The sequence below is a fragment of the Streptomyces sp. PA03-3a genome (genome assembly GCF_033792735.1).
Classification (GTDB): Bacteria; Actinomycetota; Actinomycetes; order Streptomycetales; family Streptomycetaceae; genus Actinacidiphila.
Map to the genome: position 1 here is coordinate 388,187 of NZ_JARAVM010000001.1, position 25,619 is coordinate 413,805.

Here is a 25,619-nt window from a genome sequence, read left to right on the forward strand (position 1 = left end):
GCTGGGTCTTCTCGGTGTCCGCCCGGCCCGCGCGTGTGGTCGCCTCTATCAGAAGGGGGCGTGAGGGGCCGAAGCCGTGAGGACGCGTCGGGCGGTTCGGTGAACGTCACGTGCGCGAGGGACGTGGGCGCCCCGGTGATCGACGCATGGAGAGGCGTGATCTCCGCCGCCGACTCGGCCTTCTGCCGCGCCGGGACGGTGTTCCGCGTCGTGACGACGTGATGGACGGGCGTGGGCGGCTCCGATCAGCCGCGTGAACGCCCGTGACACGGCAGGCCGCAGCCGTGGGCGCCACAGGCCGGGGACTGCGGCCGCCGGGCCGCCTCGGAGTCACTCGGCGGCGACGGGGACCGCCTCGTGGTGGCGGCCCATGGGGATCACCAGCGGGGTACCGCTGACCGGGTCGGTGGTGACCTGGCAGCGCAGGTCGAAGACGTCCGCGACCGTCTCCGCGGTGATCACCTCGTCCGGCGGGCCCTCGGCGGCGATCCGCCCCGCCTTCATCGCGATGACGTGGTCGGCGTAGCGGCAGGCCTGGTTGAGGTCGTGCAGGACCATCACCACCGTGCGGTGCTCACGGCGGTTGAGGTCGGTGACGAGGTCCAGGACGTCGATCTGGTGGGCCAGGTCCAGGTAGGTGGTCGGCTCGTCCAGCAGGAGCACGGGGGTGCCCTGGGCGACGGCCATGGCGATCCAGGCGCGCTGGCGCTGGCCGCCGGACAGTTCGTCCACGGGCCGGTCCGCGAGATCGGCCATGCCGGTGGCCGCCAGTGCCTCGTGGACGGCCAGCTCGTCGGCCTTGGACCACTGCCGCCACCACGTCTGGTGCGGCGAACGGCCGCGGCTGACCAGGTCGATCACCGTCAGCCCCTCCGGTGCCACCGGCGTCTGCGGCAGGATGCCCAGCTGCTGGGCGAGTTCCCGGGTCGGCACCGTCCGCAGGGCGCGGCCGTCCAGCTCGACGACACCCTGGCGGGGCGCGAGCAGCCGGGCCAGGGCGCGCAGGAGGGTGGACTTGCCGCAGGCGTTGGCGCCGACGATGGCGGTGATGCGGCCGGTGGGTATGTCGAGGTCGAGGTCCTCGACGACCAGCCGGTTGTCGTACGCCAGGTGCAGTCCGCGCGCCCGCAGGTCGGGTCCGGTGGCGGTGGGGGCCGCGGCGGCGGGGGCGGGGTCGGTGGTCGCCATGGGTTCAGCCTCCTGAGCCCGCGCGGTTGGCGCGGATGAGCAGCCAGAGCAGGACCGGCGCGCCGATGACGCCGGTGACGATCCCGACGGGCAGTTCCGTGCCGGGAATCGCTTCACGTGCGATGAGGTCGGACCCCAGGACGACCAGCGCGCCGGTCAGTCCCGAGGCGACCAGGGGCGGCCACGCCGTGCCCGCCATCCGCTGGGCGATCTGCGGCGCGGCCAGCGCCACGAAGGCGACCGGGCCCGCCGCGGCCGTGCCGAAGGCGATCAGCCCGACGCCGAGGAGCAGCAGGGCCAGCCGCACCGGCTGCACGGCGGTGCCGAGACCGGCCGCCACGTCGTCGCCGAGCTGCAGGATCCGCAGCCGGCGGCCCATGCCGAGGGCGAGCGGCACGAGGACGGCCATGGCGACCGCGAGCTGCGTGACCTGGTCCCAGGTACGGCCGTTGAGGTTGCCCACGAGCCAGCCCAGGGCGGCCTGCGCCTCGAAGCGCTCGCCGCGCGCGACCAGGTAGTCCGTGGCGCTGGTGCACATCCAGGACACGCCGATGCCGACCAGGATGATGCGGTAGCCGGTGGCGCCACCCTTCCAGGCCAGCGCGTAGACGAGCAGCGCCGTGACCAGCGCTCCGAGCAGGCCCAGTCCCTGCGTGCCCAGGCCGCCGTCCCAGCCGAGCACGATGCCCGCGACCACGGCGGTGCCCGCGCCCTCGGTCAGCCCGATCATGTCGGGGCTGGCCAGCGGGTTGCGGGTCATCGTCTGGTAGAGCGCGCCGGAGATGCCGAAGGCGATGCCGACCAGCAGTCCCACGAGCGCGCGGGGCAGCCGCAACTCCCTTACGACGAGCACCGTTCCGGGGTCGCCGGCGCCGGTAAGGGCCTTGACCACGTCGGTGAACCCGATGGGGTAGTCGCCGAGGGTGACGCCCCAGCAGAAGAGCAGGAACACCGCGGCGAGCAGGCCGGCGCACAGCGCGACCAGTCGCGGCCGGAGCACTCCGGAGACCGGCGGGGCCGCCAGGCGGAAGGGCCGGCGGCCGCGGAGGGGGGCGAGGGCGGTCACGGTCAGACCTCCGCGAGTTTGCGCCTGCGGACCAGGGCGATGAAGAACGGGCCGCCGATGAAGGCGACGAGCACCCCGGCCTGCACCTCGGTGGGCCGGGCGACGACCCGGCCGAGGATGTCGGCGGTGAGCAGCAGGCACGGTGCGAGCACCGCCGACAGCGGCAGCAGCCGGCGGTGGTCGGGGCCGATGCCCGCGTACTGGGCGAGCACCCGGGCGACGTGCGGCACCATCAGGCCGAGGAAGACCACCGGGCCGATCACGGCGACGGACGCGCCGGTCAGCAGCATCACCGCGATGACTCCCTGCAGGCGTACGAGGCCGAGCCGGCGGCCGAGCGAGGCGGCCACATCGTCGCCCAGGGCCAGGCTGTTGAGCGCGGGGGCGGTGGCGAGCGCGAGCACCGCGCCGACCGCCAGGAACGGCAGGATGCCGCGGACCACGGCGGCGTCCTGGTCGGCCAGGGTGCCCGCGGACCAGAAGCGGTAGCGGTCCAGGGCGTCGGGGTCGGTGAGGACGATCGCGTTGGTCAGCGAGAACAGCAGGAAGGTGACGGCGATTCCGGCCAGCGCGAGTTTCACCGGTGTCGCGCCCGAACGGCCCGTCCGGCCGAGCAGGAACACCAGCACGCTGGTGCCGAGCGCGCCGGCGAAGGCGAACCAGATCGTGCCGTACAGCGAGCCGATCCCGAACAGGGCGATGGCGAGGACGATCCCGAAGGACGCGCCCGCGCTGACGCCGAGGATGCCGGGGTCGGCGAGCGGGTTCCGGGTGAGGGCCTGCATCAGCGCGCCGGACAACCCCAGGGCGGCTCCCGCGGTGAGACCGAGGACGGTGCGGGGTACGCGGACGGTCCAGACGATGTTGTCGACGAGATCGCTGGAGGGGTGGCCGAAAAGCGCCCGGACGACCTGGTCCGGGGGGATGTCGACGGCACCCAGCCCGATCGAGAGCACGCACAGCGCCACGAGGGCGGTGGCGAGCAACACGACGAGCAGGGCTGGGCGCGGGCTTCTGCGCGCGGTCACCGGCCTGGCTCCACGGCCACCATCCTTAGGTTAGGCACACCTTAACCCTACCGCCGTGAGCTGTGCGGCGTGCCCCGCGGGGAGGGCTATCAAGTTAGGTAATGCTTACCTTAATATGGCGACCGGTCGCGGCTCGTCCGAGTCGATCCGCACGTCTGGGGAGGCACGGGCACCTGTGTCGGGTAACGAAGAACTGGTGATGACGGCAAAGGACTTCTGGCGCGAGACGCTGATTCCGCTCGCACAGGAGACCGTCCTCCCCCTCGACCTCCCGTTTACGCAAGACCCCGCGGGACCCACCGCCGTCCGCTCCCGCGCGCTGCCCGGCACGGCCGCGGCGGAGGAACGGCACCTGGCGGCGTACGTCGCCCTGCTCCACCACTACGGCGGCGGCGGCGCCACCGATCTCGTCCTCGCCCACGACGGGCTGCCGCTGCGCGTCGCCCTCACGGCGGACACCACCTTCGCCGGGCTCACCGCGCGGGTCTCCGAGGCCGCGGAGCGGGCCCGCGCCCACCGCGTCCCCGCCGACGCCCTCGCCGCCGAACTGGGCGCCGCGGCGACCCGCGGCGGCGGTCTCCTCTGCAACACCGGCTTCGCCGCGGGCGACTGGGCTGGCGGCCCTCTCGACCTCGAACTGCGGGTGACCCCCGGCGAGGTCCACGCCTCGTACCGGCCCGGCCTCTTCGAGGCGCCGACCGTCGACCGGATCCTCGGTCACTACGCCACCCTGCTCGCCGACGCCACCGCGGACCCCGGCCGCGCCGTCGGGGACCTCGTGCTGCTGGACGGGCCGGAGCGGCACCGCGTCCTGCACGAGTGGAACGACACCGGGCACGACGTCCCGCTCGCCACCTGGCCCGCCATGTTCGCCGAGCAGGTCCGCACCCGGCCTGACGAGACCGCCCTGGTCTTCGAGGATGTCCGCCTCACGTACGCCGAACTCGACGCCCGCGCCAACCGGCTGGCCCACGCCCTGACCGCCCGGGGCGCCGGCCCCGAGACGGTGGTGGCGCTGGCCGTGCCGCGCTCGGCGGAGCTCATCGTCGCCGAGGTCGCGGTGCTCAAGTCCGGCGCCGCCTACCTGCCGGTCGACACCGACTACCCCGCCGACCGCGTCGCCTACATGCTCACCGACGCCGCCCCCGTCTGCCTCCTCACCACCGCCGAGGTCGCCGCGGAGCTGCCCGGCGAGGTGCCCACGCTGATCGTCGACGCCCCGGACACCGTCGCCGAACTCGCCGGGCTGCCAACCCACGCCCCCGACCTCGGCGGCCGGCTGACCGTCGCCAACGCCGCCTACGTCATCTATACCTCGGGCTCCACCGGCCGTCCCAAGGGCGTCGTCCTCTCCCACGCGGGTGTCGCCAAGCTCGTCGCCACCCAGAGCGAGCGCTTCGGCATCGGCCCGCACAGCCGGGTGCTGCAGTTCGCCTCCCCGAGCTTCGACGTCGCCTTCTGGGACCTGTGCCTCGGTCTGCTCTCCGGCGGACGGCTCGTCGTCGTGCCCTCGGAGCGCCGCGTTCCGGGGCCGGCGCTCGCCGACTACGCGAACGCCAACGGCATCACCTTCATGATCCTGCCGCCCGCGCTGCTCGCCGCCATGCCCGACGACGTGCACCTGCCCGCGGAGGCGACGCTGCTCGCCGGAACCGAGCGGGTCTCGCCCGAACTCGTCGGCCGCTACGCGCGCGGCCGCATGATGTTCAACGCCTACGGCCCGACCGAGGCGACCACCAACTCCACCCTCGGCCTGTGCGACCCCGACACCCCGGCCGGCACCATCGTCCCCATCGGCGTGCCCGACCCCGGCACCCGCGCCTATGTGCTCGACGCCCGGCTGCGTCCGGTCCCGGCGGGAGTCGCGGGAGAGCTCTACCTCGGCGGCGCCGGGCTGGCCCGCGGCTACCTCGGGCGCCCCGACCTGACGGCCGAGCGCTTCGTCGCCGACCCCTTCGGCGAGCCGGGGGAGCGGCTGTACCGCACCGGCGACCTTGTGCGCTGGAAGGCCGACGGGCGGCTGGAGTTCCTCGGCCGCGTCGACAGCCAGGTCAAGATCCGCGGCTTCCGCATCGAGCCCGGCGAGATCGAGTCCGTGCTGCGCGCCCACCCCGCCGTCGCCCAGGCCGCCGTCGTCGTCCGCGAGGACCGGCCCGGCGACCGGAGGCTGGCCGCGTTCGTCGTGCCGTCGCTCGACGGCGAGGCCGAGGTCGCCGAGTGGAAGGACCTGCACGAACTCCTCTACTCCGCGGCGGGCTCCGAGGGATTCCAGGAGAACTTCGCCGGCTGGAACAGCATGTATGACGGGCTTCCCATCCCGCTCGCCGACATGCGCGAGTGGCGGACGGCCACCGTCGAGCGCATCGCCGCGCTCGAGCCGCGCCGCGTCCTGGAGATCGGCGTCGGCAGTGGCCTGCTGCTGTCCCGCCTCGCCCCCGGCTGCGAGGCGTACTGGGGCACCGACGTCTCCGAGGAGGCCGTCGCCGCGTTGCGCGCCCAGATCCGCGACGTGCCGGAACTCGCCGGGCGCGTCGAACTGTCGGCCCGCCCCGCACACGACACCACGGGACTGCCCGAGGGGCACTTCGACGTCGTCGTCATCAACTCCGTCGCCCAGTACTTCCCCGGCGCGGACTACCTCGAGGACGTGCTGCGCAAGGCCGCCGCTCTGCTCGCGCCCGGCGGAGCCCTCTTCGTCGGCGACGTCCGCAACCTGCGTCTGCTGCGCACCCTGCGCGCCGCCGTGGAGAGCCGGCGCGGTGCCGGGAACGCCGATGGCCCCGACGACAAGGAGGCGCTGCGCGCCGCCGTCGACCGGTCGGTGGCCTGGGAGGGCGAACTCCTCGTCGACCCCGACTGGTTCGCGGGCCTCGACGGCTTCGCCGCGCAGGTGCGCGTCAAGCGCGGCACCCACCACAACGAGCTGACCCGCTACCGCTACGACGTCGTGCTGCGCCCGGCGGCGGACGCCGCCCCCGACGGGGGCGAGGAGATCGCATGGGCCGCCCTCGGCGGCCTGGACGCCCTCGACGCCCGGCTCGCCGCGCGCCCGGAGCGGCTGCGCGTCACCGCCGTGCCCAACGCCCGCCTCACCGAGGACCTCGACGCCCTCGCCGTCCTCGACGACAGCAGCCGCGCCGACGGCGCCGGCAGCGTCGATCCCGAGTCGCTGCACGAACTCGCCGCGCGGCACGGCCTGTCGGCCGCCGTCACCTGGACCGGCGACGCCGACGACGGCAGCGTCGACGCGGTCTTCGTCCCCGAGGGCGCCGACCCCGGCGAGCTGTACCGGCCGGGCGGCGGCCGCCCGCCCGCGAACCGGCCCGCCCCCTTCCGGGACGTCACCGCGCTGATGCGGACGCTGCGCGCGCACGCCGCCGAATTCCTGCCGGAGTACATGGTCCCCGCGGCCCTCGTCCCCCTGGACCGCCTGCCGGTGACGCCCAGCGGCAAGCTCGACGGCGCCGCCCTGCCCATCCCCGACTACGCCGCCCTCAGCTCGGGCCGCGCCCCGCGCGACGCCCGCGAGGAACTGCTGTGCGCCCTGTACGCACGGGCCCTCGGCGTGCGGACCGTCACCATCGACGACGACTTCTTCGCCCTCGGCGGCGACAGCATCGTCGCGATCCAGCTGCTCGTGCTCGCCCGCCGCGCGGGGCTGCGGCTCACCCCGCGTGACGTGTTCCGGCACCGCACCGTCGCCGCGCTGGCCGAGGTCGCCCAGGAGGGCGGCCCGGACGACGCCACCGCCACGGACGTGGACGCGCCCCTGGTGTCGCTGACGGACGCGGAACTGGCCGCCGTACGCGACGACCTGACGGCCACCGTCGACGAGGTGCTGCCGCTCGGCCCGCTGCAGGAGGGCTTCTTCTTCCACGCCCTCGTCGACGGCGCCGACCACGACACCTACGTCGTCCAGCAGGCCGTCGAGCTGTCCGGCCCCGTCGACGGCGCCGCGCTGCGCCGCGCCATGGAGCGCCTCCTGGAGCGGCACGCGCCGCTGCGCGCCTGCTTCCGCCAGCTCCCCGACGGCCGGCCCGTCCAGGTCGTCACCGGCGGCGCCGCGCTGCCCTGGCGCGAGGTCGACCTGTCCGCCCAGGGAGACGGCGTGCGCCGCAGCCTCGCGGACGCAGTCGCCGCGGACGAGCGGTCCCGGCCCTTCGACCTCGCCCGGCCGCCCCTGCTGCGCTGCGCGCTCGTCCGCCTCGGCGCGGACCGCAGCCGCCTGCTGCTGACGTTCCATCACATCGTCGCGGACGGCTGGTCGCTGCCCGTCCTGCACCGTGAGCTGATGGCCCTGTACGCGGACGCCCCGGCGCCCCTGCCCGAGGTGCCCGCCTACGCCGGCTACCTGCGCCGTGTCGCCGCCGCCGACCGGGTGGGCGCCCGCGCCGCGTGGCGTACCGCGCTCGCCGGGCTGGAGGGCCCGACGCGCCTGGTGGACGCGCCCGCCGACGGCGGCCCGGTGGAGCCCGCGCAGATCCGCGTGGAGCTCTCCGAGCGCGTCACGGCCCGCCTCGCGGCCCGTGCCCGGGAACTCGGCGTCACTCTCGGCACCGTCGTGCAGGGCGCCTGGGGCCTGCTGCTGGGCCGGCTGACCGGACAGCAGGACGTCGTCTTCGGCACCACCGTTTCCGGCCGCGACGTCGCCGTCGACGGCATCGACTCCATGGTCGGCCTCTTCATCAACACCCTGCCGACCCGCTTCGTCTGGGAACCGGCCACCGGCCTCGGCGCCCTGCTGCGCCGCCTCCAGGACGAGCAGAGCGCCCTGCTGGACCACCAGCACCTCGGCCTCGCCGAGATCCAGCGTGCCGCCGGGCACGCGGGCGGCGGCGAACTCTTCGACACCCTCGTCGTGTTCGAGAACTACCCCGCCGAGACCGGACTCGCCGACCCCTCGGGCACCGTGCGCGTCACCGGCCACGCCTTCCACGACACCGTGCACTATCCCCTCGCGCTCATCGTGAAGCCGGGCCGCCGCATGGAGCTGGGGCTCAAGCACCACGCGCGCAGGATCGACGCCGACGCCGTCCGCGCCCTCGGCGCCCGGCTCACGCTGCTGCTGGAGGCGATCGCCGACGACCCCGGCCGTCCGGTGGCCTCCGTCGACCTGCTCACCCCGCGCGAGCACGACACCGCCCACCTCGAAGGCGCCGTCCGCGCCGTCCCCGTCACCACGCTGCCCGCCGCCATCGCCGGGCAGACCGCCCGGACGCCCGACGCGACCGCCGTGGTGTACGGCGACACCACCCTCACGTACGCCGAACTCGACGCGCGCGCCGAGGCGCTGGCGGAGCGGCTGCGCGCCGGCGGCGCGGGCCCCGGGCGCTTCGTGGCCGTCGCCGTCCCGCGCTCGGCGGAGCTGATGGTGGCGCTGCTCGGCGTCCTCAAGTCCGGCGCGGCCTACCTGCCCGTCGACCTGGACTACCCGGCGGAGCGCGTCGCCTACATGCTCGCCGACTCCGGTGCGGCCACCGTCGTCACGACGGCGGCCGACGCCCCGCGGCTGCCCTCCGCGGAGGGCCTGACGCCGCTGCTGGTGGACGCCCCCGCCGAAGACGTCCGGGGCACCGGTGCGGGCGACGCGGCGGGGCCCGATGACCCGGCGTACCTCATCTACACCTCCGGCTCCACCGGGCGCCCTAAGGGCGTCGTCGTCACCCACCGGGCCATTGTCAACCGCCTCGCGTGGACGCAGGGCGAGTACGGCCTGACGGCCGACGACCGCGTGCTGCAGAAGACCCCGTCCAGCTTCGACGTCAGTGTGTGGGAGTTCTTCTGGCCGCTGTGCGAGGGCGCCGCCGTCGTCCTCGCCCGGCCGGACGGGCACCGCGACCCGGCCTACCTCGCCGGACTCGTCCGCGAACAGGGCGTCACCACCATGCACTTCGTGCCCTCCATGCTGGAGGCGTTCCTGAGCACCCCGGAGGTGACCGCCGACGCGTCGTGGGCGGCGGGCCTGCGCCGCGTGCTCAGCAGCGGCGAGGCCCTGCCCGGCGGAGCCGCCGCGCGCTGGACGGCGCTCACCGCAGTGCCGCTGCACAACCTCTACGGGCCCACCGAGGCCGCCGTCGACGTCACCCACCACCCCTTCGACGGCGCTCCGGACACCACCGTGCCCATCGGGCGCCCCGTGTGGAACACCGGACTGCGGGTGCTGGACGCCTGCCTGCACCCGGTACCGGAGGGCGTGCCCGGCGAGCTCTACCTGACGGGCGAGCAGCTCGCCCGCGGCTACCACGGCCGCTCCGCGCTCACCGCCGAGCGTTTCGTCGCCGACCCGTACGGCGCGCCGGGCACCCGCATGTACCGCACCGGCGACCTCGTGCGCCGCCGTGCCTGGGGGTCCCCCCGGCCGGAGGCTGGGGGAGTCGTGGAGTACCTGGGCCGCACCGACCGCCAGGTCAAGCTGCGCGGCAACCGCATCGAGCCCGGCGAGACCGAGGCCGCCCTGGTACGGCTCCCGGAGGTTGCCCAGGCCGCGGTGACGGTGCGCGAGCAGCGCCTCGTCGCGTACGTCGTGCCGTCCCACGGCGCCCGACCGGACACCGCCGCGCTGCGCGCCGCCGTGGCCGACGTGCTGCCCGCGCCGCTCGTCCCGGACGCCTTCGTCGTGCTGGACGCGCTGCCGCTCACCCCCAGCGGCAAGCTCGACCGCTCCGCGCTGCCCGCGCCCGAGGCCGAGCGGGCCCCCGCCCGCGCCCCGCGCACCGACCGCGAGCGGACGCTGACCGAGGTCTTCGCGGCCGTCCTCGGCCTGCCGGACGCGGGCCCCGACGACGACTTCTTCCTCCTCGGCGGCGACAGCATCAGCTCCATCGGCGTGGCCGGCCGCGCCCGCGCCGCCGGTCTCGAACTGACCCCGCGCGACGTCTTCGAGCACCGCACCCCCGCCGCCCTCGCCCTGGCCGCCCGCACCGGCGCGGCGTCCGTGGACCGCCCCGGGCCCGTCAGCCCGGAGCTGACGCCCGAGGAGACCGAGCGCGTCCAGCGCACCGCCGGGGGAGCGGTCGCCGGGATCTGGCCGCTCGCCCCGCTCCAGGAAGGCCTGTTCTTCCACTCCGCCTACGACGACGCCGCCCTGGACGTCTACACCGTCCACGAGACCTTCGACTTCGCCGAGCGCCTGGACGAGGGCCGGCTGCGCGCCGCCGCACGCACCCTGCTCGCCCGCAACCCCGGGCTGCGCGCCGGATTCACCAGCGACGGACTGCGCCGGCCCGTGCAGTTCATCGTCGCCGAGCCCGAGGTGCCGCTGGAGACCGTCGACCTGTCCGCCCTGCCCGCCGCCGAGCAGGAGGCGCGGCTGCGCGCCCTGATGGACGAGGAGCGCACCCGCCGCTTCGACCTGTCCGCGCCGCCCCTCTTCCGCATGCTGCTCGTACGCCGCGGCGCGGAACTCGGCGACCGCCTCGTCATCGGCCGCCACCTGATCCTGTGGGACGGCTGGTCCGCCTGGCTCTTGCTCGACCAGCTCTTCGCCCTCTACGCGACGGGCGGGGACGACACGGGCCTGCCGCGCCCCGGCTCCTACGGCGACTACCTGGCCTGGCTGGGCACCCAGGACGACGCCGCCGCGACCGCCGCCTGGCGCGCCGCCCTGGCCGGCCTGGAGGAGCCCACCCTCCTCGTGCCGGCCGTCGCCGACGCCGGCCTGCAACCCGTCATCCCCGAGCAGCTGGACGCCCTGCTGCCCGCGGAGCTGGGCGACCGGCTCCGCGAGCGGGCCCGCGCCCACGGCCTCACCCTCAACACGGTGCTCAACGCCGCCTGGGGCCTGGCCCTGGCCTCCGCGACCGGCCGCACCGACGTCGTCTTCGGCACCACCGTCGCGGGCCGGCCCACCGAGGTGCCGGACGTCGAGAACGTCATCGGCATGTTCCTCAACACCGTTCCCGCCCGCGTCGCCCTCGACCCGGAGGAGACCGTCCTCGACCTGCTGCGGCGCATCCAGGGCGAACGGCTGGAACTGATGCCGTACGAGTACCTGGGCCTCGGAGTGCTGCAGGCCGAGACCGGCCACCGGCGGCTGTTCGACACCCTCTTCGTGCTGCGCAACAACGACACCGAGGACCGGCTGGAGCGGCTGCGCACCGAGTACGGCGCCACCGCCGTCGCCAACGTCGACGCCACGCACTACCCGGTCAACCTGATCGTGACGCCGGGACAGCGGGTCCTCGTCACCCTCGCGCACCGGCCCGACGTCGTCCCGCACGAGTCCGCCCGCGCGCTGCTGGACCGCTTCACGCTGCTGCTGGGGCGCATGGCGGAGGACCTGGCGGCCCCCGTCGGGCGTCTCGACCCGCTGCTGCCCGCCGAACACGCCGCCCTGGAGCGGGAGTGGGCCGGCAGCCGGGTTCCCGAGCCCGCCGAGACCGTCGCCGACCTCCTCACCGCGCAGGCAGCCCGGACCCCGGACGCCACCGCGCTCGTCTTCGGCGAGCGCACCCTGACCTACGCCGAGCTGGACGCGGCCGTGAACCGCACGGCCCGGCTGCTGCTCGCCCGCGGCGCGGGACCGGAGAAGGTCGTCGCGCTGGGCCTGCCGCGCTCCCTGGACATGGTCGTGGCCCTTTTCGCGGTGCTGCGCACCGGCGCCGCATACCTGCCGCTGGAACTGGACCACCCCGCCGACCGGCTCTCCCTGATGCTGGAGGACGCCCGCCCGCTGCTGCTCCTGACGAACGCGGCCGTCTCCGCCACCCTGGACGCCGGCACCCCGCGCGTCCTCCTCGACGACCCGGCCGTCGCCACCGAGCTGGCGGAGCTGTCCGGCACCCCCGTCGAGGTGCGCTTCAGCCTGGAGCACCCCGCGTACGTCATCTACACCTCGGGCTCCACCGGCCGCCCCAAGGGCGTCGTCACCCCCTACCGGGGCCTGACGAACATGCAGCTCAACCACCAGAAGGAGATCTTCGAACCGGCGATCGCGTCGGCCGGCGGGCGGCGGCTGCGCGTCGCGCACACCGTCTCCTTCGCCTTCGACATGTCATGGGAGGAACTGCTGTGGCTGGTCGAGGGCCACGAAGTGCACGTCTGCGACGAGGAGCTGCGCCGTGACGCCCACGCCCTGACCGCGTACTGCGAGCGGCACCGCATCGACGTCGTCAACGTCACCCCGACCTACGCCCGGCTGCTCATCGAGGAGGGGCTGCTCGAAGGGCACGTCCCGCCGCTGGTGCTGCTCGGCGGCGAGGCCGTCCCCGAGACGGTCTGGACCCGGCTGCGCGACACAGAAGGCACCTACGGCTACAACCTGTACGGCCCGACCGAGTACACCATCAACACCCTCGGCGGCGGCACCCACGACAGCGCCACCCCGACCGTCGGCCGCCCGATCCGCGGCACCCGCGCCCACGTCCTCGACGCCTGGCTGCGCCCGGTGCCGGACGGCGTGCCCGGCGAGCTGTACATCGCGGGCATCGGCCTGGCCCGCGGTTACCTGGACCGGCCGGGGCTGACCGCCGAGCGGTTCGTCGCCGACCCCTTCGGCGAACCCGGCGAGCGGATGTACCGCACCGGCGACCTCGTGCGCCGGGCCTGGGGGTCCCCCCGGCCGGAGGCTGGGGGAGGGAACCTCGACTTCCTCGGCCGCACCGACGACCAGGTCAAGATCCGCGGCTACCGCGTCGAGCCCGGCGAGATCGAGAGCGCCCTCAGCCGCCACCCGCGCGTGTCGCAGGCCGCCGTCGTCGTCCGCGACGACCGGCTGGTGGGCTACGTCGTCCCGGCCCCCGCCGACGCCGCCGAGCGCGAGTCCACCGAGCGCGCCCAGGTCGGCGAGTGGCAGGAGATCTACTCCGACGAGTACGAGGAGATCTCCACCGCCGTCTTCACCGAGGAGTACGCGGGCTGGGACAGCTCCTACGACGGGCAGCCCATCCCCTTCGACGACATGCACGAGTGGCGCGAGGCCACCGTCGCCCGCATCCGCGAACTGCGCCCGCGCCGCGTCCTGGAGATCGGCGTCGGATCCGGCCTGCTGCTGTCCCGGCTGGCCCCGGACGCCGAGGCTTACTGGGCCACCGACTTCGCCGCCCCCGTCATCCGCAAGATCGGCGAGGAGCTGCGGCGCGACCCGGAGCTGGCGGCGAAGGTCGAGCTGCGCTGCCGGCCCGCCGACGACCTGGAGGGGCTGCCCACCGGGTACTTCGACACGATCGTCGTCAACTCCGTCATCCAGTACTTCCCGAGCGCGGCCTACCTGGAGTCGGTCGTGCGCGGCGCCATGGAGCTGCTCGCCCCCGGCGGCGCGCTCTTCGTCGGCGACGTCCGCAACCTGCGGCTCGCCCGCACCTTCCACACCGAGATCCAGCGCGCCCGGGGCACCGGCCGAGCGGACTTCGAGCGGGCCGTGGAACGCGGACTGCGCCTGGAGAAGGAACTCCTGGTCGACCCGGACTTCTTCGCGGACCTCGGGTACGGACTCGACCTGCGCACCAAGCGCGGACACCACCACAACGAGCTGACCCGCCACCGCTACGACGCCGTGCTCTACCGGGCGGAGCCCTCCCTCCGGCTCGGCGACGAGCCGGAGGCGGCCTGGTCGACCGGGCTTCCCGAGCGGTTGCGCGAGGAGCGCCCCGAGCGGCTGCGCGTCACCGGCGTGCCGGACGGCCGCGTCCGGCCGGACGGCGTCGACCCGGAGGCCCTGCACGACCTGGGCGCCGGTCTCGGCTACCGCGTGCTCACCACGTGGGGTGCCGAGACGGGCAGCTACGAGGCCGTGTTCGTCCCCGCCGGCGCCACCGGCACGACCGCCGGGCTGTACCGGGCGGGCGGCGGCAGCGCACCGTACACCAACGAACCGGCGGCGGCCCGCGACGCGAGCGCCCTCGCGCGCGTGCTGCGCGAGGACCTGAAGCGCGAACTGCCCGAGTACATGGTCCCCGCGGCCTTCGTCACCCTCGACCGGCTCCCGATGAACGCCAACGGCAAGCTCGACGTCCGGGCGCTGCCCGACGCGGAGCCGGCCGTGGCCCTCGGCGGCGGACGAGGACCGCGCACCCCGCAGGAAGAGGTGCTGTGCCGCCTGTTCGCCGAGGTGCTGGGCCTGCCGGCGGTGGGCGCCGAGGACGGCTTCTTCGACCTGGGCGGCCACTCGCTGCTCGCCACCCGCCTGGTCAGCCGGGCCCGCACCGAACTCGGGGCCGAGCTCGCCATCCGCGACCTCTTCGAGGCCCCGACGCCCGCCCTGCTCGCGGTCCGCGCGGACGCCGGACGGCCCGCGCGGCCCGCGCTCACGGCGGCAGCCGAAAGGCCCGGCCTCGTGCCGCTCTCCGCCGCGCAGCGCCGTCTGTGGCTGGTGGAGCGCCTCACCGGCGGCGGCGCGGCGTACAACTTCCCCCTCGTCTTCCGGCTGCGGGGCGCTCTCGACACCGACGCGCTGCGCCGGGCACTGGGCGACGTCGCGGGCCGCCACGAGGCGCTGCGCACCCTCGTCGGGGAACAGGACGGCGAGCCGTACCAGCGGATCGTCCCCGCCGGCGAGGCGCTGCCGGAGTTCACCGTCGCCGAGTGCGCCGGGTCCGACCTCCCGGGGCTGATCGGGTCCGCGCAGCGCCGTCCCTTCGATCTTGCGACGCAACTGCCGCTGCGCTGCGAGGTGTTCCGGGTCGGTGCGGACGACCACGTGGTGGCCGTCGTGCTGCACCACATCACCACCGACGAGTGGTCCGACCGGCCCTTCATGGCGGACCTGACGTCCGCCTACGCCGCCCGCGTCGCGGGCTCCGTCCCGGCCTGGCGGCCGCTGCCCGTCCAGTACGCGGACTACACCCTCTGGCAGGAGCGCCTCCTCGGCACGGTCGGCGGCACGCAACTCGACTACTGGACCGAGCGGCTGCGCGACCTGCCCGAGGAGCTGAGGCTGCCGCTCGACCGGCCGCGTCCCGTCGCGCCCACCGGCGCCGGGGCGATCGTGCGCGGCGAGGTCCCGGTCGGCCTCGGCCGGGAGCTGCGGGAGCTGTCCACCGCCACCGGTACCAGCATGTTCATGCTGTTCCAGGCCGCCACCGCCGCTCTGCTGCACCGCCTCGGCGCGGGCGAGGACGTGCCGCTTGGCGCGCCCATCGCGGGCCGCACCGACAGCGGCCTCGACGACCTGGTCGGCTTCTTCGTCAACACCCTGGTGCTGCGCACCGACCTGTCCGGCGACGCGCTGACGTTCCGTCAGCTGCTGGGGCGGGTGCGTGAGTCCGCGCTGGCGGCGTTCGAGCACCAGGACATGCCCTTCGACCGGGTCGTGGAAGCAGTGAACCCGCCGCGCGCGGCGGGCCGCAACCCGCTGTTCCAGGTCATGCTGGGATACCACCACCGCCCGGACGGCGACCCCGACGTCTTCGGGCTGCCCACCGAGTGGTTCGACATGGACACCGGCACGGCCAAGTTCGACCTCGACTTCACCTTCGTCGACCACGGCGAGGCGCACCCGCTGGCGCTGCTGCTGGAGTACGCCACCGACCTGGCCGACGAGGCCACCGCCGCGCTGCTCGTCGCCCGGCTGGTCCTGCTGCTGCGGCAGGCCGCGGCCCAACCCGACCTCCCACTCGCGGAGTTCGACCTGCTCACGCCGGCCGAGCACGAGGCCGCGGCCGTCGCCTGGAACGACACCGCGCGGCACCCCGCCGAGACCCGCGCGGTGCCGGAGATCCTCGCCGACACCGTCCGCGCCCACCCGCAGCGGACGGCGCTGGTCACCGCCGAGGGCGCGCTGACCTTCGCCGCACTGGGCGAGCGGGTCGACGCCATCGCCGGGCTGCTGCGCGGTCACGGCGCCGCCGAGGGCGCCGTCGTCGGCCTCGCGCTGCCGCGGCACGCCATGGTCCCCGCGATCCTCGGCGTGCTCGCCTCCGGCGCCGGCTACCTGCCGCTCGACCCCGCGCTGCCCGCCGACCGGCTGGAGTTCATGCTCCGCGACACGGCACCGGTCTGCCTGCTGACCACCGCCGAACTCGCCGAACACCTCCCGGCCGTAGGGGGCGTCACACGGTTGCTGCTCGACGGCCCGCTGCCCGACGGCCCGCCGTCCGGGGCCGAGTCCGCGCGCCCGGCCGGGTACCCGGCGCTGAGCGCCGCGTACACGATCTACACCTCCGGCTCCACCGGCACCCCCAAGGGCGTCGTCGGCACCCATCAGGGCCTGTCCAACCTGTACGGCGCGCACCTGCGCGACATGATCGAGCCGGCGGTCCGCGCCACCGGCCGCGAGGCGCTGAAGGCCGCGCACACCGCCTCGTTCAGCTTCGACGGGTCATGGGACCCGCTGCTGTGGCTGCTGGCGGGCCACGAACTCCACGTCGTGGACGAGGCGATGATGCTCGACCCGGCCGGACTGCCGGCCCACCTGGCCGAGCACGGCGTGGACTACGCCGACTTCACCCCGACCTACCTGGGCGAGCTGATGCACCACGGCTTCCTCGCCCCCGGCGGCTACGCGCCCGCCGTCCTCACCGTCGGCGGCGAGGCCACCCCGGCCCCGCTGTGGCGGCGGCTCACCGCGCTGCCCGGCACGGTCGTCCACGACCTGTACGGGCCGACGGAATGCGCCGTCGACGCCTACGGCCGGCACGGCGGGCCCCCGGAGTGGGCGGCGCCGCTGGACAACACGCGCGCGTACGTCCTCGACGAGCGGCTGCGCCCCGCACCGCTCGGCGTGCCCGGCGAGCTGTACCTCGCCGGTGCGGGCCTGGCCCGCGGCTACCTCGGCCGCCCCGGACTGACAGCCGAGCGCTTCGTGGCCGACCCGTCGGGGGAGCCGGGCGACCGCATGTACCGCACCGGCGACCTGGCGCGCCGCAGGGCCGACGGCTCGTTGGACTACCTGGGCCGCACCGACGACCAGGTCAAGATCCGCGGTTTCCGCGTCGAGCTCGGCGAGATCGAGTCCGTCCTGACCGCGGGTCCCGGCGTGTCGGCGGCCGCCGTCCTCGTCCGCGAGGACACCCCCGGCGTGCCGCGCCTGGTCGCGTACGTCGTCCCCGCCCCCGGCCACGAGCCCGACCCGGCCGCGCTGCGTGTCCGCGTCGCCGCCGCGCTGCCCGACCACATGGTGCCCGCCGCGTTCGTCGCCCTCGGGGCCCTGCCGCGTACCGTCAACGGCAAGCTGGACCGCGCCGCGCTGCCCGCGCCCGACCTGTCCGCCGCCGTCGGCGGCCGCCTGCCCCGCACCCCGCGTGAAGAGCTGCTGGCCGAGCAGTTCGCCGCCGTGCTGGGCCTGGAACGCGTCGGCATCGACGACGACTTTTTCGTGCTCGGCGGCCACTCGCTGCTCGCGATGCGCCTGATCAGCCGCGTCCGTACCGCGCTCGGCGCCGAGGTGACACTGCGCGCCGTCTTCGACGCGCCCACCGTCGCCGGCCTCGCTGCCCTGCTGGACGGCGAGAGCGCGGTGGAGCGCCCGCCGCTGGTCGCCGGCCGTGCCCTGCCCGAGCGGCTGCCGCTCTCCTCCGCCCAGCACCGGCTGTGGCTGCTGCACCAGGTCGACGCCGCCGACCCCTCCTACAACCTCCCGGCCGCCTGGCGCCTCACCGGCGCTCTCGACCGCGCCGCCCTGGAGGAGGCGCTGAACGACCTCGTCGCCCGCCACACGACGCTGCGCACGGTCTTCCCGGCCGTGGACGGCGTGCCCCACCAGCGCGTCCTGGCCCCCGAGCAGGCGCGGGTGACCCTCGGCGGCGCGTCCCCTGACGAGCTGCCCGGGATCGCCGCGCGGCCGTTCGACCTGGAGCGCGAACTCCCGCTGCGCGCCGCGCTGTGCGCGACCGGGCGGGACGAGCACGTGCTGCTGCTGGTGCTGCACCACATCGCCACCGACGAGTGGTCGGACCGGGCGCTGCTCGCCGGCCTCGGCACCGCCTACGCCGCGCGCGCCGCCGGGCATGCCCCCGACTGGGCCCCGCTGCCGGTGAGTTACGCCGACTACACCCTCTGGCAGCGCGAGCTGCTGGAGCACTCCGGCGACGATCTCCTCGCGTACTGGACCGAGACCCTGCGCGGACTCCCCGAGGAACTGGCGCTGCCCACCGACCGGCCGCGCCCCCAGGAGTCCTCGCACACCGGCGGCACCGTGGGCTTCACGATCCGGCCCGAACTGGAACGCGCCCTGCGCACGCTCGCCCGCCGCGAGGGCGCCAGCATGTTCATGGTCTCCCAGGCCGCCGTCGCCGCCCTGCTCCACCGGCTCGGGGCGGGCGACGACATCCCGCTCGGCGCGCCCGTCTCCGGACGCGGCGACGAGCGCCTGGAGGACCTGGTCGGCTTCTTCGTCAACTCCCTCGTGCTGCGCACCGACCTGTCCGGCGACCCGGGCTTCGCCGAGGTGCTGCGCCGCGTCCGCGCCGCCGACCTGGCCGCGTACGAGCACCAGGAACTGCCCTTCCAACGCCTGGTCGAGGCACTCAACCCGGGCCGCTCCCTGGCCCGCCACCCGCTGTTCCAGGTGATGGTCGTCCACCTCGCCGAGCGCGCCGGCGCGCCCGTGCTGCCGGGCCTCACGGCGCGGCCGGAGCCGTTCGCCCAGGACACCGCCAAGTTCGACCTCAGCTTCGACTTCGTCGAGCGGGGCGAGGGCAACGGCATCCAGGGCTGGATCGAGTACAGCGCCGACCTCTTCGACCGGACCACCGCCGAACTCCTCGCCCGCCGCATGGAACGCCTGCTGGAGCAGGCCGCCGCCGAACCCGAGCGGCCGGTCGGGCACCTCGACGTAATGGACGGCGGCGAACGCGCCCGCGTCCTGGGGGAGTGGAACGCCACCGGCCACCCCGTGCCCGGTCTCACCCTCCCCGAGCTGTTCCGCGCCCAGGCCGCGGCGACCCCGTCCGCGCCCGCGCTGCTGGTGGAGGACGCCGCCGTCGGGTACGCGGAGCTGGACGCCCGCGTCGAACGCCTCGCCCACGTCCTCGCGGGCGCCGGCGTCGGCCCGGAGACCACGGTGGCCGTGGCGCTGCCCCGCTCCGCGGCCCTGGTCGTCACAGTGCTCGCCGTCCACCGCGCGGGCGGCGCCTACCTGCCCCTGGACACCGGCTACCCCGCGGAGCGGCTGGCGTTCATGCTCGCCGACGCCCGCCCGGCGTGCGTGGTGACCGCCGAGGGCGTGACCCTGCCGGACACCGGCGCGCCGCGCCTGGTGGTCGACGCCGACGGGACCCCGGCGGCGGACGCCCCCACCGCCCCGCTCCCGCGGGCGTACGACCCGCGCCGGCCCGCCTACGTCATCTACACCTCCGGCTCGACCGGCCGCCCCAAGGGCGTCGTCGTACCGCAGGAGGGCATCGTCAACCGCCTGCTGTGGATGCAGGACACCTACGGCCTGACCGCCGAGGACCGCGTGCTGCAGAAGACACCGGCCGGCTTCGACGTGTCGGTCTGGGAGTTCTTCTGGCCGCTGGTCACCGGTGCCGCACTGGTCGTGGCGCGACCCGAGGGCCACAAGGACCCCGCGTACCTGGCGCGGCTCATCCAGCGGTCCGGCGTCACCACCGCGCACTTCGTGCCGTCGATGCTCCGCGCCTTCCTCGACGAACCGGCCGCGGCCGGCTGCACGGGCCTGCGCCGCGTGATCTGCAGCGGCGAGGCGCTGCCCGCCCCGCTCGCCGCCCGCTTCCACGAGGTGATGGGCACGGCCGCGCTGCACAACCTGTACGGCCCCACGGAGGCGTCCGTCGACGTCACCGCCCACCAGGTGGTGCCGGGTGCGACCGCCGTCCCGATCGGCCGCCCGGTGTGGAACACCCGCGCCCTCGTGCTGGACGCCTCACTGCGCCCGGTTCCGCCCGGCGTACCGGGCGAGCTGTACCTCGCCGGCGTCCAGCTGGCGCGCGGCTACCTCGGCCGGTCCGGCCTGACCGCCGAGCGCTTCGTGGCCGACGCGTACGGGGAGCCCGGAAGCCGCATGTACCGCACCGGCGACATCGCCCGCTGGAACCGTGACGGGGAGCTGGAGTACCTGGGGCGCGCCGACGACCAGGTCAAGCTGCGCGGCTTCCGCGTGGAACCGGGCGAGATCGAGGCCGTACTGACCCGGCACCCCGCGGTCGCCTCGGCCACCGTCCTGCTCCGCGACGAGCGCCTGGTCGCCTACGTCGTCCCCGCCGCCGGGCAGGAGCCCGACACGGCGGCCCTGCGCGCCGACGCCGCCGCCGCGCTCCCGGAGCACATGGTGCCCGCCGCCTTCGTCGTCCTGGACACCCTCCCGCTGACGCCGAACGGCAAGCTCGACCGTGCGGCCCTGCCCGCGCCGGACTTCGCCGCCCAGGTCACCGCGACCGCGCCGCGCACCCCGCTCGAGGAGCGCATGTGCGAGCTCGTCGCGGCCGTCCTCGGCCTCGAACGCGTCGGCGCGGGCGACGACTTCTTCACCCTCGGCGGGGACAGCATCGTCGCCATGCAGCTCGTCGTCCGGGCCCGCGCCGCCGGGCTGACGATCACGCCGCGCGACGTCTTCCGCCACAAGACCCCCGCGGGCCTGGCGGCCGTCGCCTCCGACACCGTCCGCCCGGACACGGCGGCCGGCACCGAGCTGCTGCCCGGCCTCACCGACGCCGAACGCGCCGAACTCCGCGGCGCCGGAACGGCCGAGCCGCTCCCGCTCTCCCCGCTCCAGGCCGGTCTGCTCTTCCACGCCTCCTTCGACTCCGGCGACCAGGGCCCCGACGTCTACACCGTCCAGGTGTCGTACGACATCGAGGGCGCGCTCGACCCCGAGCGGCTGCGCGCCGCCGGGCAGGCCCTCCTCGACCGGCACGAGAGCCTGCGCGCGGGCTTCCGCTACCTCTCCTCCGGCCGCCCCGTGGCCGTCGCGCCGCGCTCGGTGCCGCTGCCGTGGCGCCACGTCGACCTGACGGCCGTCGCGGACTCCGAGGCGGAGTGGGAACGCCTCCTCCTGCAGGAGCGCCGCCGCTTCGACCCCGCGGAACCGCCGCTGCTGCGGCTGCTGCTGGCGCGGACCGGCGACGGCGGGCACCGCCTCGTCCTCTCCCACCAGCACCTGCTGCTCGACGGCTGGTCGGTGCCCCGCCTGATGGCGGAACTGACCGCCCTCCACGACGGTGCCACCCCGCCCGCCACCGCCCCCTACCGCGACCACCTGCGCTGGCTCGCCGGGCAGGACACGGCGGCCTCCGCGGCCGCCTGGGCCGCGGCCCTGGAAGGACTGGAGGAGCCCACCCACCTGGTGCCCGCCGACACCAACCGGGCGCCGGCCGTGCCGCGCACCCACACGGTGGAGGCGGACGAGGAGCTGACCCGGGCGCTCGGCGCGCTCGCCCGGCGCCGCGGCCTCACCGTCAACACGCTCGTACAGGCCGCCTGGGGGGTCGTGCTCTCCCGGCTGACCGGCCGCGACGACGTGGTGTTCGGGGCCACCGTGGCCGGACGCCCGCCGGAGCTGGACGGCGTCGAGTCCATGATCGGCCTGTTCATCAACACCGTGCCCGTCCGCGTCCGGCTGCGCCCGCGGGAGCCGGTCGGCGCCCTGCTGGACCGCCTCCAGGACGAGCAGTCACGCCTGCTTCCGCACCAGCACCTGGGCCTGGCCGACATCCAGCGCGGCGCCGGGCTCGGCGACCTCTTCGACACGCTGGTGGTCTTCGAGTCCTATCCGGTCGCGGAGGACACCGGCGCCATCGACGAGGCGGCCCTGCGCCTGTCCGTGCGCGAGCACGAGGACTCCACGCACTACCCGTTCGCCTGGGCCGTCGAGCCCGACGAACGCCTGCGCCTCACGGCCGAGTTCCGCCCCGACCTGTTCACCGCGGCCGCCGCCCGGCGCATCGCATCGGCCATGCTCCGCGTCCTGGCGGCGATGGCCGCCGACCCGGACACCGCCGTCGGCCGCCTCGACATCCTCGCCGACGCCGACCGCCGTCTGCTGTTGGAGACCTGGAACGACACGGCCCTGCTCCCGCGGGCCACCGACGCCACCGTCCCCGACCTGTTCGCCGCGCGGGCGGCGGCGTCCCCGGACGCGGTCGCCGTCACCGACGCCTCCGTGACGTGGACCTTCGCCGAACTCGCCGCGCGCACCGGGCGGCTGGCCCGCGTGCTGGCCGGCGCGGGCGCGGGCCCCGAGGGGATCGTGGCGCTGGCGCTGCCGCGCACCGCCGACCACATCACGGCGATCCTCGCCGTCATGACGGCGGGCGCCGCCTACCTGCCCATCGACCCCGACCTGCCCGCCGACCGCGTCCTCGACATGCTCGCCGACGCCGGGCCGAGGCTGATCCTGACCACGCGGGAACTCGCCGCGTCCCTCCCCGGCACGGACGTCCCGGTGCTGCACCTGGACGCCCTCGACGGGCTGCCCGAGGCGGCCCCGCAGGCCCCGGCCCCCGACCACCCGGCATACGTCATCTACACCTCCGGCTCGACGGGCCGCCCCAAGGGCGTCGTCGTCACCCAGCGCAGCCTCGCCAGCCTCTTCCACAGCCACCGCCACGACCTCCACGACCGCGCCAAGGAACTGACCGGCCGCCGCCACCTGCGGGTCGGCCACGCCTGGTCGTTCTCCTTCGACGCCTCCTGGCAGCCGCAGCTGTGGCTGCTGGACGGGCACGCGCTGCACATCGTGGACGACGAGACGCGCCGCGACGCGGAGCGCCTCGCCGCCCTCATCCGCGCCGAGGGGCTGGACTTCATCGAGGTGACCCCGTCGCTGCTCGCGCAGATGGCCGACACCGGCCTGATCCAGGACGGCCACTGCCCGATGGCGGTGGTCGGCGTCGGCGGCGAGGCCGTACCCGACGCGCTGTGGTCGCGCCTGGCGGCGCTGGAGTCCACCGAGGCCTTCAACCTGTACGGGCCGACCGAGGCCACCGTCGACGCCCTCGTCGGACGGGTCGCCGACAGCGACCGGCCTGTCGTCGGCCGCCCGGTCCACAACACGCGGGCGTACGTCCTCGACGCCTCGCTGCGCCTGGTGCCGCCCGGCGTCACCGGCGAGCTGTACCTGTCCGGTGACGGGCTCGCCCGCGGCTACCTGGGCCGCCCGGACCTGACGGCCGAGCGCTTCGTCGCCGACCCGTACGGGGAGCCGGGGAGCCGCATGTACCGCACCGGCGACCTCGCCCGGTGGACCGAGGAGGGGCAGCTGGAGTACGCCGGCCGCTCCGACGACCAGGTCAAGATCCGCGGCTACCGGGTCGAGCTCGCCGAGGTCGAGACCGCCCTCGCCGCGCACGACTCCGTCGCCCAGGTGGTGGTCGCCGCACGCGAGGACCGGCCGCGCGTGCGTCAGCTCGTCGGATACGTCGTCCCCGCCGAGGGGCGCGCCCCCGACCCCGCCGCGCTGCGGGCCCATGTGGCGGCGAGCCTGCCGGAGTACATGGTCCCGGCCGCCGTGGTCGTCCTGGAGCGGCTGCCGCTGCTGTCCAACGGCAAGCTGGACCGCAAGGCCCTGCCCGCCCCCGACTTCACCGCGGGCACCGGCGGCCGCAGGCCCGGCAACGACACCGAACGCACCCTGTGCGGCATCGTCGCCGAGGTGCTGGGACTGCCCACGGAGGCCGTCGGCACCGCCGACGACTTCTTCGCCCTCGGCGGCGACAGCATCGTCGCGATGCAGTTCGTCAGCCGGGCCCGTGCGGCGGGACTGCGGATCACCCCCCGGCAGGTCTTCCAGCACCGCGACGTCGCCTCGCTCGCCGAGGCCGCCGTCCCGCTCTCCGGCGACGAGCTGGTCCTTACCCACGACGACGGCACCGGCCTCGTCCCGCTCACCCCGATCATGCACGCGCTGCGCGAGCGCGGCGGCCCCATCTGGGGATACCACCAGGCCGCGCTCCTGCAGACCCCGGCGGACACGGACGAGGACGGCCTGCTGGCGGTCCTGCGCGCGGTCGCCGACCGGCACGACATGCTCCGCGCCCGCCTGGAACGCACCCGCACCCGGCCGTGCTCCGAGGGCGAGCGCGGCGAGCGGTGGGCGCTGCGCGTGCCCGCCCCGGGCACCGTCGACGTGGCGTCCTGGCTCGCCCGCGCCGACGTCGCCGGCGCGGACGACGCCGGGCTGCGCGAGGCGATCTCCGCCCACGCGGTCACCGCGCGGGCCGGACTCGACCCGGAAACCGGCGACATGGTGCGCGCGGTGTGGTTCGACGCCGGACCCGGGCGCCCGGGACGGCTGCTGCTGCTCCTGCACCACCTCGTCGTCGACGGCGTGACCTGGCGCATCCTGCTCCCCGACCTGGAGACCGCCTGGGCGGCCGTCGCCGCGGGCCGCACACCGGAACTCCCCCCCGTGGACGTCTCCTTCCGCCGCTGGTCCGAACTGCTCACCGCCCGCGCGCAGGACCCCTCCCGCGAGGACGAACTGCCCCGCTGGACCTCGGTCCTCGCCGACGGGGCGGGCCTGCCGCTGGCCCGCCCGCTGGACACGGAACGCGACACCGTGGAGAGCACCCGCTACCTGACGCTGACCCTGCCCGCCGACATCACCGGACCCCTGCTCGGGCGGGTGCCCGCCGCGTACCGCGCGAGCGTCAACGACGTGCTGCTGACCGCCTTCGCGCGGGCCGTCGCCGACTGGCGGACCAGGGTGCTCGGCGCGCAGCCCGGCAGCGCCGTCCTCGTCGACCTCGAAGGCCACGGCCGCGAGGAGGAACTCGCGGGCAACGCCGATCTGTCGCGCACCATCGGCTGGTTCACCAGCGTCGTCCCCGTCCGCCTCGACCCGGGCCCCGCAGGCCTCGACCCCGACGAGGCCGTCGCCCGCGTCCGCGAGCACCTGACCGCCGCGCCCACCGGCGGCGTCGGACACGGCCTGCTGCGCCACCTCAACCCGGTCACCGGGCCCGAACTGGCCCGGCTCGCCGAACCGCAGATCGAGTTCAACTACATGGGCCGCTTCGACGTCCCCGAGGCCGCCGACTGGTCGTACGCGCCGGAGGGCGACGCCGCCGACCTCGACGCCGACCCCGGGATGTCGATGTCCCACGCCCTCACCCTCAACGCCCTCACCGAGGACCGCCCCGGCGGCCCCGAGCTGAGCGCCCACTGGGCCTACGCCGGCGAACTCCTCACCGAGGAGGCCGTCCGGGATCTGGCGCAGACCTGGTTCCGGGCCCTTGAGGCCCTGGTCATACGGAAGGAAACCACCCGATGAGCAGCAACCCCTTCGAGAACCCCGACGGCGTCTACTCCGTCCTGGTCAACGCCGAGGGCCAGCACAGCCTGTGGCCGGACTTCGTCGCCGTCCCGGCCGGCTGGACGGTCGCCCACGGCCCGGCCGGCCGCCAGGAGTGCCTGGAGTACGTGGAGACCCACTGGACGGACCTGCGCCCGAAGAGCCTCGTCGAGGGCCGCTGACGGTCGACGCACGTCGAAGGGGCCGCCCC

5 protein-coding genes are annotated in these 25,619 nt (G+C 75.2%); 2 read left to right on the forward strand and 3 right to left on the reverse strand.

Annotated elements, in window-relative coordinates:
- Positions 1–330: 330 nt before the first annotated feature.
- The 3 genes from PV342_RS01725 to PV342_RS01735 are packed head-to-tail and all read right to left on the reverse strand — an operon-like array spanning position 331 to position 3,282.
- Positions 331–1,188, reverse strand: a complete 858-nt coding sequence (locus PV342_RS01725; RefSeq protein WP_386994380.1) for an ABC transporter ATP-binding protein — start codon at positions 1,186–1,188, stop codon at positions 331–333.
- 4 nt (positions 1,189–1,192) lie between these two features.
- Positions 1,193–2,254: a FecCD family ABC transporter permease gene (locus PV342_RS01730; RefSeq protein WP_400796716.1), complete on the reverse strand. Its 1,062-nt coding sequence runs from the start codon at positions 2,252–2,254 to the stop codon at positions 1,193–1,195.
- 2 nt (positions 2,255–2,256) lie between these two features.
- Complete coding sequence (locus tag PV342_RS01735; RefSeq protein ID WP_500315640.1) at positions 2,257–3,282, reverse strand: FecCD family ABC transporter permease; 1,026 nt, start codon at positions 3,280–3,282, stop codon at positions 2,257–2,259.
- Positions 3,283–3,481: 199 nt separating this feature from the next.
- Here PV342_RS01735 and PV342_RS01740 point away from each other — a divergent pair, with 199 nt between their 5' ends.
- Positions 3,482–25,387: a non-ribosomal peptide synthase/polyketide synthase gene (locus tag PV342_RS01740; protein ID WP_500315683.1), complete on the forward strand. Its 21,906-nt coding sequence runs from the start codon at positions 3,482–3,484 to the stop codon at positions 25,385–25,387.
- Complete coding sequence (locus tag PV342_RS01745; RefSeq protein WP_018560086.1) at positions 25,384–25,590, forward strand: MbtH family protein; 207 nt, start codon at positions 25,384–25,386, stop codon at positions 25,588–25,590. Before PV342_RS01740 ends, PV342_RS01745 begins: the two co-directional genes overlap by 4 nt.
- The last annotated feature ends 29 nt before the right edge of the window (positions 25,591–25,619 follow it).